The 11,918-nt window shown below is 45.0% G+C and carries 16 protein-coding genes and 2 pseudogenes; 1 reads left to right on the top strand and 17 read right to left on the bottom strand.

The window, feature by feature from the left end; genetic code table 11:
- Positions 1-88 precede the first annotated feature (88 nt).
- From N7V53_RS16680 to N7V53_RS16650, 7 genes and pseudogenes are all read right to left on the bottom strand, one after another.
- Complete coding sequence (locus tag N7V53_RS16680) at positions 89-808, bottom strand: barstar family protein (RefSeq protein WP_279794092.1); 720 nt, start codon at positions 806-808, stop codon at positions 89-91.
- 7 nt (positions 809-815) lie between these two features.
- Complete coding sequence (locus N7V53_RS22380; protein WP_347882230.1) at positions 816-1,622, bottom strand: RHS repeat-associated core domain-containing protein; 807 nt, start codon at positions 1,620-1,622, stop codon at positions 816-818.
- A gap of 158 nt (positions 1,623-1,780) precedes the next feature.
- The gene (locus N7V53_RS16670) at positions 1,781-2,092 is read right to left on the bottom strand and encodes a hypothetical protein (protein ID WP_279794091.1); all 312 of its coding nucleotides are present in this window, start codon (positions 2,090-2,092) and stop codon (positions 1,781-1,783) included.
- A complete protein-coding gene (locus tag N7V53_RS16665; protein ID WP_279794090.1) occupies positions 2,089-2,259 on the bottom strand; it encodes a hypothetical protein in 171 nt (56 codons plus the stop codon). The genes N7V53_RS16670 and N7V53_RS16665 overlap by 4 nt, the downstream gene beginning before the upstream one ends.
- A gap of 12 nt (positions 2,260-2,271) precedes the next feature.
- Positions 2,272-2,538 (bottom strand): annotated as a pseudogene (locus N7V53_RS16660) (hypothetical protein); the annotation flags it as partial.
- Between the two features lie 213 nt (positions 2,539-2,751).
- Complete coding sequence (locus tag N7V53_RS16655) at positions 2,752-3,129, bottom strand: Imm8 family immunity protein (RefSeq protein WP_279794089.1); 378 nt, start codon at positions 3,127-3,129, stop codon at positions 2,752-2,754.
- Complete coding sequence (locus tag N7V53_RS16650; protein WP_347882229.1) at positions 3,126-4,112, bottom strand: RHS repeat-associated core domain-containing protein; 987 nt, start codon at positions 4,110-4,112, stop codon at positions 3,126-3,128. Before N7V53_RS16650 ends, N7V53_RS16655 begins: the two co-directional genes overlap by 4 nt.
- A gap of 314 nt (positions 4,113-4,426) precedes the next feature.
- Between N7V53_RS16650 and N7V53_RS16645 the strand changes: the two are divergent.
- Positions 4,427-4,672: pseudogene (locus N7V53_RS16645) on the top strand (type I toxin-antitoxin system SymE family toxin); the annotation flags it as partial.
- A gap of 46 nt (positions 4,673-4,718) precedes the next feature.
- Here N7V53_RS16645 and N7V53_RS16640 read toward each other — a convergent pair.
- The 10 genes from N7V53_RS16640 to N7V53_RS22370 form a co-directional block, all read right to left on the bottom strand.
- On the bottom strand, positions 4,719-5,183 hold the full coding sequence (locus N7V53_RS16640; RefSeq protein WP_279794088.1) for a hypothetical protein: 465 nt from the start codon (positions 5,181-5,183) through the stop codon (positions 4,719-4,721).
- A gap of 5 nt (positions 5,184-5,188) precedes the next feature.
- Complete coding sequence (locus N7V53_RS22375) at positions 5,189-5,845, bottom strand: RHS repeat-associated core domain-containing protein (protein ID WP_347882228.1); 657 nt, start codon at positions 5,843-5,845, stop codon at positions 5,189-5,191.
- Positions 5,846-5,949: 104 nt separating this feature from the next.
- Complete coding sequence (locus tag N7V53_RS16630) at positions 5,950-6,453, bottom strand: hypothetical protein (RefSeq protein WP_279794109.1); 504 nt, start codon at positions 6,451-6,453, stop codon at positions 5,950-5,952.
- On the bottom strand, positions 6,453-6,839 hold the full coding sequence (locus N7V53_RS16625; protein ID WP_279794087.1) for a hypothetical protein: 387 nt from the start codon (positions 6,837-6,839) through the stop codon (positions 6,453-6,455). Before N7V53_RS16625 ends, N7V53_RS16630 begins: the two co-directional genes overlap by 1 nt.
- An 81-nt stretch (positions 6,840-6,920) precedes the next feature.
- The gene (locus tag N7V53_RS16620) at positions 6,921-7,250 is read right to left on the bottom strand and encodes a hypothetical protein (RefSeq protein ID WP_279794086.1); all 330 of its coding nucleotides are present in this window, start codon (positions 7,248-7,250) and stop codon (positions 6,921-6,923) included.
- Positions 7,251-7,381: 131 nt separating this feature from the next.
- The gene (locus N7V53_RS16615; protein ID WP_279794085.1) at positions 7,382-7,777 is read right to left on the bottom strand and encodes a hypothetical protein; all 396 of its coding nucleotides are present in this window, start codon (positions 7,775-7,777) and stop codon (positions 7,382-7,384) included.
- A gap of 622 nt (positions 7,778-8,399) precedes the next feature.
- Positions 8,400-8,696, bottom strand: a complete 297-nt coding sequence (locus N7V53_RS16610; protein ID WP_279794083.1) for a hypothetical protein — start codon at positions 8,694-8,696, stop codon at positions 8,400-8,402.
- A 20-nt stretch (positions 8,697-8,716) separates the two neighbouring features.
- Positions 8,717-10,444: an RHS repeat-associated core domain-containing protein gene (locus N7V53_RS16605; protein ID WP_347882227.1), complete on the bottom strand. Its 1,728-nt coding sequence runs from the start codon at positions 10,442-10,444 to the stop codon at positions 8,717-8,719.
- 131 nt (positions 10,445-10,575) lie between these two features.
- Positions 10,576-11,085: an SMI1/KNR4 family protein gene (locus tag N7V53_RS16600; protein WP_279794082.1), complete on the bottom strand. Its 510-nt coding sequence runs from the start codon at positions 11,083-11,085 to the stop codon at positions 10,576-10,578.
- 13 nt (positions 11,086-11,098) lie between these two features.
- Complete coding sequence (locus N7V53_RS22370; protein WP_347882226.1) at positions 11,099-11,896, bottom strand: RHS repeat-associated core domain-containing protein; 798 nt, start codon at positions 11,894-11,896, stop codon at positions 11,099-11,101.
- Between the last annotated feature and the right edge of the window lie 22 nt (positions 11,897-11,918).

The following is an 11,918-nucleotide window of genomic DNA, read 5'->3' as shown; positions in this document are numbered from 1 at the left end:
GTGAACTCCGCGTCGCCGTCAATTTTTTAGAAAAAAATCAAAAAAATTAATTATTAATTATTAATTATTAATTATTAATTATTAATTATTAATTATTAATTATGCAGTCATTTTCAGTCAGTATATTTATAAAAATATTATAATAGTTTATATCTGCAGGGCTGATTCTCTTCAAGAAATGCTCTGATTGCTGAACACCATTTAAAGTTACTTTGACATCATTAGCCCTCAAATCAGATAAGCAATCATAAAAACTATCAAAACCCTTCCCCATATACCCTCTAAAGCCAAAAAAAGCCTCACCAAGCATACAGAAAAAATCCTCATAACTATAGAGATCTTTCAAGAATAAAGAGGCCTGTATTGCACCATTGTTTGGAGGCGGGAAAGCGCCTTTCCAATAAAGACATGCATTAAGCCATAATTCTTTTATTTCTTTTGCCTTATTTCTTTTCCAGTTAAGAAAATCATGACCATGAACCCAACTATTTAAAACCATGATAAGAGGTAAATCTGGCATCTCAAACGTTCTGATAACAAAGTTAACATTTTGCGACTTATCATCTTGAGAAATCGCACTCACCAAATTACCTTCAAATTCATATACACATACTTCATTAATAAAATAGCATATGGAAATGGAATCTTCTTTTTTCGCACTAAAGTATCCACATTCAAAATGAGAAACACCTTTTGCGTTTATCAAAATAAAATTATCACTGTTCCCTTCTAAGCAAGAGACTATTACAGATGAGCTCTGTAATGACAGCTCATCTTTAATGTAAACTTTATATTTGTCATTCATCATTAATAACCTACTTCATTGCTTTATGCCCCGGATAACTTCCCCCATCAGGGTACCAAGGGCTTGGGAATTTATAGACCTTATCGTAATCATGGTTAAGTACATAACCATAAATTTTGCGGCCATCAGGCAAGGTTTGCTCTAATATCCTGTGATGTGGATCTAATCCTTGGCCTCTATGTACAACTTGCCATTCTTTAGCTCCATTCCATACTCGGTTAGCTTTACCAGAACTATTCTCAAAAACTTTCTGTTTGCCATTCTTATCTAATCTTGGCGTACCTGTTCCTGTGATTATGTTGTCATATTCGTGAGAAACGCTCCTTGGAACAGGATTTGGTGATGATAATTTGTGTATTGATTTTGGCTTACCACAAATCTCTGCTAGTCCCAACGGATCCACCCATCCCAGCGGATCAACCACATAGGTATAGGTATTCAGCCCGCCCGCCAGACCAATCGGGTCCATCTGCGTGTAACACCCGCCCGCCGGGTCGTAGTAGCGGAAGGTGTTGTAGTGCAGGCCCGTTTCGCGGTCCAGGTACTGGCCCTGGAAGCGCAGGTTCTGCGGGGTGTCCTGGTCGACCGGTGTGCTCTCGCGCAGGCTGCGGCCCCAGGCGGTGGAAGCGCCGCGCCAGACGGTGTCGCCGCTGCTGTCGGTCACGCTGTCCGGCAGGCCGTTCAGTTCCGTGTGGTACCAGAAGATGTCCGCGTGCTCACCGTGGCTGTCGACGCGTGCCAGCGGCTCATAGCTGTTTTCGGTGTGGATATACTGCACCGCCGCGTCCGGGTAACTGTCGCTGGTTTCTCCGACCATCTGCAGGCCGGACCAGGCGTACTGCGTGCGTTCCGGTTTACGGGCATGGCGTCGCCACACCTGTTTCTCGGTGTGGCGCTCAAACCTATTTATCTTATGTTCTCTAAATTCTTTTAAATTTCACGCCAGTAAAATATACTAAAACAATTCTTAATTATTTAATTAAATCGTGGATTGAATATTTTTTGACCTTTACATGGTGCTAGTTTTTTGAGATCTGCATGAGTGCTGTTTTGTATGAATTCAAAAGCAGCCTCAATAGATTCGAAAGCAATTATCTCTTCTCGTTCATAGTCTTCCGCATCCATATTTTCATCTAGGATCTCATCTACAAAAACCTTATATTTCCCTTCCCACTTTTGAATTCCAACTGAAGACCAGAATATCTTTCCATTGTGTGAAAATGAAAAGCGCTGTCCTACTTGCTGCCCTTTCTCGATTTTTTCAATTATGTTTTTATCATTACTCATAAACCACCTGTAATATTAATTACGACTTTAACACCGTCTGTACGTTTAATGTTTATGTGGGGATATGTGCCATGATCATCACTAGCTGCATGGCCTCTTACTCTTCCCGTATGAGGATCAATTGCATAATCTTTATGGTAAGCACCGCCCTCTTTAAAACGATCCATTTTTCTTCTCTTTCACACACCAATGGCATCTTGCGGCCCAACTCCCTTAACCTTCTGATAACCGGGAAATGCAGCGTGTAACAACTCATCCGCTTCCGCTTCCGCTTTTGTCCTAACTTCGACAATAGTATTTTTCCCACCAGTTCTCAGTGCATGGATTTTTTTCGCGCAAGGCAAGAGTCCCAACGGATCCACCCACCCCAGCGGATCAACCACATAGGTATACGTATTCAGCCCGCCCAGGAGCCGTATCGGGTTCATCTGGTTGTAACACCCGCCCGCCGGGTCGTAGTTTCCAGGAGCGCTGAATTATGTCGGGATATTACTGTGATTAAGCGCGAAAGGATCTAAGGCGGAATTTAACGGGGATCAAATAATAAAAAGACGGAAAGATTAAATCAATCTCCCGACTCTTTATTCAGTCAATTTTGGCAGTTATTTTACTGATATTCCAGAAATATATAAAATTTAAACCTTCAAAGAATTAGCCATCTACTTTTCATAGTTATATTCTTCATATTCCCATGAGAAATAGCGTTGTAATACAAGACAAGATTCGTCCCAGTTTTCTCTTGAACATTTCTTTAGAATATCTTCGATTACTTTCCTAATTAAATAATAATCAAAATAATCAATTACAATAACTCTATTGTCAGAGATGAGGAAATCCTTTGATCGCTTCCTCAAGGCTTCTGGGGTGGCAATTTTTACATAAAAATAATTGCTTCCTTTTTCACCATCATTCATACCAATGCATAAATCAATAGCTACATATGTATCTTCAAGAGAAGAAGGTTCCCACTCACTAAGCGGATCGAACATTGTTGAAGACATATCGTATAAAATAAGTTGTGGTTTATTTTTTTTCATATCCGAAAATTCTCTACATCTAAATGAACATTGGCAATAACATCACCATCCCCATTTTTGGTTTCAAAATTCACTTGTTTTCCTGTCTTCGACCATGGGCGGCCGTTAACACGATCAAATCCCCTCTTATCAGCAGGGAATCTGAAAGTTCTCAAACCATCTTCTGACACAAACCCTTTAAAGTTGGACATAACTCTATAATTAGGACCTACAAATACTTCACCTAATCTAAACGCATCATTTTGTGATACAACGCCGGTTATTCCCCGATTACCACCTGCGGCAGTCTGATTTTTAATTCTTTTAAGCTTATTCTTAAACTGTTGATTTGTTAACTTACAGGTTAAACCCAGCGGATCGATCCAGTTTAACGGATTAGACGCATAAGCATACAGGTTTAACCCACCTCTTAGACCAATCGGATCCATCTGCGTGTAACACGCGCCCGCCGGGTCGTAGTAGCGGAAGGTGTTGTAGTGCAGGCCCGTTTCACGGTCCAGATACTGGCCCTGGAAGCGCAGGTTCTGCGGGGTGTCCCAGTTTACCGGTGTGCTATCGCGCAGGCTGCGGCCCCAGGTGGTGGAAGCGCCGCGCCAGACGGTGTCGCCGTTGCTGTCGGTCACGCTGTCCGACAGGCCGTTCAGTTCCGTGTGGTACCAGAAGATGTCCGCATGCTCACCGTGGCTGTCGACGCGCGCCAGCGGCTCATAGCTGTTTTCGGAGTAGATATACTGCACCGCCGCGTCCGGGTGACTGTCGCTGGTTTCGCCCACCATCTGCAGGCCGGACCAGGCGTACTGCGTGCGTTCCGGTTTCCGGGCATGGCGTCGCCACACCTGTTTCTCCGTGCGGCGGCCCAGCGCGTCGTAGCGGTATTCTGCCAGGGTGTATTCCGCGTCGCCCTCAATAGTGACCTGGCTGATGCGGTGCTCGTCGTCATAGCTGAAACGCTGCGTCACTCTCCGGTGCGTGTCGTGGCGCACGGCCACGCCCGAAATATTTATACTCCCGGCTCATCCCGTCGAGACGTTGCAGCAAATGGAGCGGTTGTTCGGTAGAGAGTGGAAGTGATTCAGCAGGTCTCAGATGACTTTTTCACCAGGAAGTAGTTACAGGCACTGGCATAGTGGCATAGTGGCATCCTTAATACGAAATGGATACGCCTGCAGCACGTCAACCCGCTTATCACAATCCACTATCGCAGGGAGTTAATCATGGCTGAACACGCTTCTAACACACTGCCGGATCTGCTCATTGTGAGTTCTATTCTTACGTTGACTGTCGTTCGCTCCGTTTACACGGCGCATGGATGGCACGGGTCGGATTTGTTGACGGGATGCCCGTCAAGATCCGGGTTATGCGGGACCTTATTATTATCACACCGCAGCTCACCCATGAACTCTTTAGCTGTATTAAAGGGATGAGCGTTACGAGCATTAATAAGCAGAAGGTGGACGCGTGGCTGAAAAAATTTCCAGGCGCGCTGAATCATACTAGGGATATCCCGGTTATTAAGCGAGACAGAACCCAAGGCGGGACCTGAATGGTTAAATAATGAAAAAGCCGGGAATATTTTCCGGATTTTAATCTTAATTGACTGACAAACCAAATGAGAACAATAGTCCAAGAATCGATGCCTTTTTACCTTCGGCATCAAAGTGGGTTACATCCATATCAAATTCGCACAAAAGATTTTCTTTATCCATCAAAACAAAACCATGAGAATTCAATATATTTGCCAGACCAGAAAGTGCCTGATAAACATCATCATTACAATCAATAACTTTTCCTTCGTAGAATACGAAAGCATATGTTGACACTAAAGATAAATATAAATAAATTGGTCTTTTTAAATACTCAAGCTCTAATGAAACACACACATCATAGTTTAAATCAGTATGATCTTTAACTTTGAATAAAGAATAAATATCACTCAATATTTTTTTATACTTCAAAGAGTTATATGATTTCATCACAAAACTGAAATTCGGACTGCTTAAGTCACCATATGCTTTATAAATATCAGATAAAATCTTTTCTCCTTGTATAGTCATGAAAATCAAAGCTCCCTTCCGGCAGGATGCCCATGAGCTTCGCCTTTGGAATCAACATGAACCCTGACTTTAGTTTGTGAACCTCCATTAGGACCAGTTCCAATAGGGCTACCTGTTTCCAAATCAAACTTACCCGGTTGATTGGGGACTGGATTCCCGCGTTCTAATGTGTCACGAACTAATTTATCAACATCGGCTTGACTGTCAAATGCTGACGTTGGTTTCCCCTGCTTTAATCTATTTTTATATTGAGGAGTATCCTGAATATGACCCGCTTGTTTTTGCGGGTTAATTCTTATCGTCTTAGCCGCTTCAGCCCTAGAAATAAATCGACCATTTACCCCCTGGAACCGTTGAGCTTTATCATTCCATTTTATACAACTTAAACCCAACGGATCCACCCACCCCAGCGGATCAACCACATACGTATACGTATTCAGCCCGCCCAGCAGACCAATCGGATCCATCTGGGTGTAACATCCGCCCGCCGGGTCGTAGTAGCGGAAGGTGTTGTAGTGCAGGCCAGTTTCGCGGTCCAGGTACTGGCCCTGGAAGCGCAGGTTCTGCGGGGTGTCCCAGGTTACCGGTGTGCTTTCCCGCAGGCTTCGGCCCCAGGCGGTGGAAGCGCCGCGCCAGACGGTGTCGCCGTTGCTGTCGGTCACGCTGTCCAGCAGGCCGTTCAGTAAGGTCTTAAGAAGCGCGACTTGTTGCAGAGAGCGCGCCTTTACGCCTTTAAGGTGAGCTAATCCAATGACCTTGCTCTGCTTTAGCGCCGGACTCTGTTTAAGTGTTTTTGTGCATATTGACGGATTAATTCATCATCAGCGCTGGCTAATAATTCCATTTTCTCAATAGCATTCTGGTCCTGTATTTTCTCCAGCACCCGTATGCATTTATTTGCCAGTATGAGATCCTCATCGTAATCCCTGTAATCAAGATTGAGCAGCGCGGCTTCATAAAGAGGATTCACGCTGGAAGGCTGCCGATAATGATCTAACAATCTTACGATCTCTTCATGTTTCTGATGCCAGGTATCTGTCACAAGCTGGTTTAATATGTCGACATCGTAGTAATCAAATTTTACTACCGCACTGAGATAAAGAAGAAGGTCAACAAGCTCAGCGTCTTTGGCTTCCCGAGCAATGGTTAACTCTTTACAGAGATCTAACTCTCCGGAACCATCACCAAACTGGCATAGAAACTCAGAGAGATTAATTTGCTTCATCATTAGCTTTAGAATCAGATCTTTTTTATTTGCCAGCAATTCCATCACTCCCCATCTTTATATATCAAAGTATTAGTTTTGAGATTGTTATCTTTTATATATTTGCTCTCCCACTCATCGTAGTTATCGGGTGCAGCATAACTAAATCCCTTTTCAAAATATCGATCACTATGCGAAATAACCATAGCCCAATGATATTCTTCCTCGTGCCCCAGCAAGCAAGCTTCCAGATAATTTTGGGGTGGCGCGGTTAGCATAGGTGAGTTATTAATTATAGACTCAGCCTCGCCTTCAGATTTCTTACCATAAGCGATCATTATGCCTTTGACAAGGCTAACAAAAGTATAAAAATTAACGATAACGCACTCACCTGGGTTATCGTCATTTATAAAAACCAAACCATCTTTAAGAGTGCTATTTTTAATGACCACGATAAAAATCCAATATAGTATTACTATTCATAAAAAAGCAGCGCCGATAAACAACTCCAAAAATTCTTATTTATCAGTACCCTACTCCGAACGTGGCCTCCAATAACGAATATTTTCTAATTCTCTTTCAATATCATCCATCTCATCATCACCTGGCTCAAGGTTAAATTTCTCGCTAATCACTCTTCTTATATTTGCTAATTTTTTAGTAATCTTATTTTCATCTATAAATCTTGTGGTTTCTTCACAATATGCAGTTCTATTCTCAGATGTAATCTCACCGTCGACGTTATCGTAATAATGCCTGGCAATATATCGCAATGAAATAAGAATATATTCAACATCTGTTAATATTTTAATGGCCTCATCTCCTGACAAAGAGACCTCTTCATTTTCTTTTAACAGTTTCAATTTTCTTCCTCCTGGATGTTATTGATAAATTCAGGGTAAACTAAACATTAAGAGAAATACTCTGATGATTTTAGGGCATAACTGGGGAGATGAGAAAGACAGAGCTATATTTAAACCACACCTAAATTATGCTATTTTTTGTATAACTCATTAAAGGGAATTTCTACGTATTCCTCTGGATTATTTATCAAACAACTCTCCCCCGGAAAGAGACATTCCCAAACGGTTACATAAAACTGTTTCATACTCATATTCTTAGGTGGTTCAAAAATCGGAATGGCAGACTCATAAAGACGCGAAAGTAGTTTTTCATCATAGAAATCAATCGCATATGCAAGACTATTTTTGCATCTGTCTTTTATAAAATAAGGGAAATTATCATAAGACGGCTTTATTAACTCCCGGAAGGCTAATGATAAGCTTTTTTCATTGGATAAGTTTAAACCAATAAGGGAAGCATCCATATTTGGATCTTCAGAAAGTGCCTGCCAAAGCATCGAGATATAGCTATTGTTGATTTTTTTCATATTTATTCTGCGGTTCCAAAAACACTATATATCTTGCCTGTTTTCCTATTATATCCTGCACAAATTTTACTGTTCCTAAAATATTCATCCCACTATCTTATAGCCTTCAGCTACAACATGAAGCATTTCAAAGTCTACTTTCACATTAGTATGAATATTAGGAACATGAAATTTCACTAATTTTTCAATGAGTTACTGATGGTCCAGGTACGTAAGAAAGACTTTAAAAACTACAGGATGCCCGGGAACGTCACTGACGTATAACAAGTAGTGGCTTTGTACTGGCCCTGGAAACGCAGTTTCTGTAGGGTGTCTCATGAAACCGGCGAGCTTTCCACGCCGGCTGCAGCTCTGGCGTGGTGCGGTTATCCGAGGCGTCATACCAGAAACGCTCCTCGCCTTCCGGTTCTCCGCCAGGGTGGGCGGTGCGCCGTCGGTGTACATGCGGCGGATTATCTGGTCCGCGCGGTCCCACTGGTAGCGGCACTCCGAGACCAGACGGTCGCGCAGGTTGTCGGTGCAGCGCCGGTGCGTGATGCGCCCGGCCATGTCGTAGTGCGTCTCCAGCCCCAGCGCGCCCATCTTGCGGCGTGCGAAAAGAAAGTATACGGGAGGCTATACTTTATATACTTGAACACGAACGAATTACTTTTTTTGTAATAACATCAATGTATACACCAAAATCATCCTGAACCAACTCATATTCAGTTGCATTTTCTGGGGTGACTCTTATGGGAGAAAAATGAATCATGTATTCTTTTTTATCTGTCTTTAAATGTTCTTTCATGAATATAGAAACATTACAGTCAGCTATGTTAAAGCCCTTGGCTCTTGCTTCATCAACAGCAATTAGAAGATATTCAAAAACAGGTGCCTCTAATTCACATAGGCAATCGACTTTTTCAATCTGAATACGCATATGTCCCCCTTGTTAAATTATTAAGGTAACTCACTTACTGATATGGATTTATTTCCCATAACTTTATATTTGCCGCTCGGTGTACCAAGATAACTACTATCATACGTTGGATGCTGCCTTCCTAATCCTGTATGGATATTAATATCTTGCAACGAAAACGAATCACTATCCCAATGATCATATGCTTGAGTAGTACGGTTAAAATTAACATCTGAATAATCACCATGGGTATGATATTGACCAACAACAGTCGAATCTTTAGGCATTCTATTTAAAGATGCTTTCATAGAAGGCGCTGTTCTACCTTTGCCTAAGCGAGCTCGCATATACCCATAATAACCTTCTTTGGTTCTATATATAATTCCGCCGTACTCTCTGTTTTTAAATATAGACATTGGGTTATATTTATTTAGTGCTGCTTTGGCCGCAGCATCTGCGCTTGAAAAACCAGAGCATGATTTTCTTAACCCCAACGGATCCACCCAACCCAGCGGATCAACCACATAGGTATAGGTATTCAGCCCGCCCAGTAAACCAATCGGATCCATCTGCGTGTAACACCCGCCCGCCGGGTCGTAGTAGCGGAAGGTGTTGTAGTGCAGACCCGTTTCGCGGTCCAGGTACTGGCCCTGGAAGCGCAGGTTCTGCGGGGTGTCCCAGTTTACCGGTGTGCTTTCACGCAGGCTGCGACCCCAGGCGCTTGATGCGCCGCGCCAGACGGTGTCGCCGTTGCTGTCGGTCACGCTGTCCGGCAGGCCGTTCAGTTCCGTGTGGTACCAGAAGATGTCTGCGTGCTCACCGTGGCTGTCGACGCGCGCCAGCGGCTCATAGCTGTTTTCGGTGTAGATATACTGCACCGCCGCGTCCGGGTGACCGTCGCTGGTTTCGCCCACCATCTGCAGGCCGGACCAGGCGTACTGCGTACGCTCCGGTTTCCGGGCATGGCGTCGCCACACCTGTTTCTCAGTACGTCGGCCAAGGGCGTCGTAGCGGTATTCTGCTTTTGTGAACTCCGCGTCGCCGTCGATTTCCACCCGGCTGATGCGGTGCTCGTCGTCGTAGCTGAAGCGCTGCGTCACTCTCCGGTGCGTGTCGTGGCGCACGGTCATGCGTCCGAAACCGTCGTACTCGCGGCTCACGCCGTCCAGTCGTTTCAGCAGGTTGTTCCACACCGGCTGCATCTCCGGCGTGGTGCGGTTGTCCGCCGCGTCATACCAGAAACGCTCTTCCCCTTCCGGCTGCAGGCTCTGCGTCATGCGCCCGGCCGCATCGTAACCCCACAGGGACTGGCGGTACTTCTCCGCCGGGGTGGACGGTGCGCCGTCGGTGTACATGCGGCGGATTATCTGGTCCGCGCGGTCCAACTGGTAGCGGCACTCCGGGACCAGACGGTCGCGCAGGTTGTCCGTGCAGCGCCGGTGCGTGATGCGCCCGGCCATGTCGTAGTGCGTCTCCAGCTCCAGCGCGCCCATCGTGCGGTGCGTCTCCCGGTGCAGGCGGTCACGCTGGTAGCCGGTGACCGGCAGCGTTTTGCCGCTCAGGGAGAGCTGCATCTCCAGCAGGTGCCCGGTGCCGTAGCGCAGGAACTTCAGCTCCCGCCCGTCCGGGAAGGTGGTGGCACTGAGGTTGCTTAAGGCATCGTATTCATGCTGATAAATGCCGGAGTGGTTCTCCTCGCGGACCAGGTCGCCAGGCTTGTTACGCGCGAGGATGATGGTTTCGCTGTGCGCCGGCTCGCGCATCTCCACCGCGGCCTGACGCCACTCGGTGTAGGCATAACCGCGGATTTCGGTGGTCAGCGCGCTATAAGGTTATTAAATAAGAGAAAGGGAGAGTTGCCGCCGCTAAAAGCAGCGGCGGATGCTGCTGACCATGTTTATTACACTCTGCGGCTTGGTTCTATATTTATACAAAAATCATAAAAAGTCGGCGCCACCTCTATCACCTGATCTTCAAGATCCCTTCGGATATATTTAATTTCACCAGTATTTGTATTAATCCAATAGTCGTTATCACCTGCATCAACTGCAAAAGGGATATGCTCCTTAGCGAAATCCTTTATAAATTGTGAATAACGCACACGTCTTGACAAAACCTCATTAATTGAAAGTAGATATTCCGATTCAAAACATGACTCTCCCTCAATAAAATAGAACCCTTCTATTTCTAATAGACTATAATCATCAGGAGTTATATTCAGGATTTTATCCCTATAAAAGAAAGCTCCGTTACTAAAATACCCTCCATTATTAGAAAGATAAAAATCAACAAAAAAATCTTTCCCATTAAACTCAGAGGGAATTAAGTTATTTATATCTTCTTTTGTAAGGCCTTGTAGTGAATCATCAAAGACAATACCTTTGCTTGAAAAAAAATTATCGTTTGACATATCATCTCCAATTTTAACACCGCGGAAGTTTTAGGCTTCTACTGGCTGCCTCTTCGATTGCTTGAGGTGTGCCATATTTAAACCCAGTGATTTTTTCAAACTCATGCGCTCCCCCTACGTGAGGGTAAGCATGATATTCAGCATTTACAAGCTGCATTAACATCTCATTTGTTTTAGGATCATAACTGACATGATGAGATATCCATTTATTAGACTTTCTTTCATTCAAGCCTGCTGCTTTATACAGTTCGTCTTTATCATCAAAATAACTACCTGTAGCTTTTATTTTGAAAAGACCTTCAGGGTTATTCACAGGATCTACTGTTCCGGGATGTAAAACGTCCCCACCTTCCGGTAAAAATATTATAGGTTCTCTTACTAATCCAAGCGGATCTACCCACACCAGCGGATCAACCACATAGGTATAGGTGTTCAGCCCGCCCGCCAGACCAATCGGATCCATCTGCGTGTAACACCCGCCCGCCGGGTCGTAGTAGCGGAAGGTGTTGTAGTGCAGACCCGTTTCGCGGTCCAGGTACTGGCCCTGGAAGCGCAGGTTCTGCGGGGTGTCCCAGTTTACCGGTGTGCTCTCGCGCAGGCTGCGGCCCCAGGCGGTGGAAGCGCCGCGCCAGACGGTGTCGCCGTTGCTGTCGGTCACACTGTCCGGCAGGCCGTTCAGTTCCGTGTGGTACCAGAAGATGTCCGCGTGCTCACCGTGGCTGTCGACGCGCGCCAGCGGTTCATAGCTGTTTTCGGTGTAGATATAATGCACCGCCGCGTCCGGGTGACTGTCGCTGGTTTCGCCCACCATCTGCAGGCCGGACCAGGCGTAC

The sequence above is a fragment of the Kosakonia sp. HypNH10 genome, assembly GCF_029850615.1.
GTDB classification, from domain to species: Bacteria; Pseudomonadota; Gammaproteobacteria; order Enterobacterales; family Enterobacteriaceae; genus Kosakonia; species Kosakonia cowanii.
This window is presented reverse-complemented; position numbering and strand designations above follow the sequence as displayed.

Excerpts from the sequence above, each read along its gene's own strand:
- N7V53_RS16680 (WP_279794092.1), bottom strand. The coding sequence starts at position 808 with ATGATGAATGACAAATATAAAGTTTACATTAAAGATGAGCTGTCATTA.
- N7V53_RS22380 (WP_347882230.1), bottom strand. The coding sequence starts at position 1,622 with ATGGTCGGAGAAACCAGCGACAGTTACCCGGACGCGGCGGTGCAGTAT.
- N7V53_RS16670 (WP_279794091.1), bottom strand. The coding sequence starts at position 2,092 with ATGAGTAATGATAAAAACATAATTGAAAAAATCGAGAAAGGGCAGCAA.
- N7V53_RS16665 (WP_279794090.1), bottom strand. The coding sequence starts at position 2,259 with ATGGATCGTTTTAAAGAGGGCGGTGCTTACCATAAAGATTATGCAATT.
- N7V53_RS16655 (WP_279794089.1), bottom strand. The coding sequence starts at position 3,129 with ATGAAAAAAAATAAACCACAACTTATTTTATACGATATGTCTTCAACA.
- N7V53_RS16640 (WP_279794088.1), bottom strand. The coding sequence starts at position 5,183 with ATGACTATACAAGGAGAAAAGATTTTATCTGATATTTATAAAGCATAT.
- N7V53_RS16630 (WP_279794109.1), bottom strand. The coding sequence starts at position 6,453 with ATGGAATTGCTGGCAAATAAAAAAGATCTGATTCTAAAGCTAATGATG.
- N7V53_RS16615 (WP_279794085.1), bottom strand. The coding sequence starts at position 7,777 with ATGAAAAAAATCAACAATAGCTATATCTCGATGCTTTGGCAGGCACTT.
- N7V53_RS16610 (WP_279794083.1), bottom strand. The coding sequence starts at position 8,696 with ATGCGTATTCAGATTGAAAAAGTCGATTGCCTATGTGAATTAGAGGCA.
- N7V53_RS16600 (WP_279794082.1), bottom strand. The coding sequence starts at position 11,085 with ATGTCAAACGATAATTTTTTTTCAAGCAAAGGTATTGTCTTTGATGAT.
- N7V53_RS22370 (WP_347882226.1), bottom strand. The coding sequence starts at position 11,896 with ATGGTGGGCGAAACCAGCGACAGTCACCCGGACGCGGCGGTGCATTAT.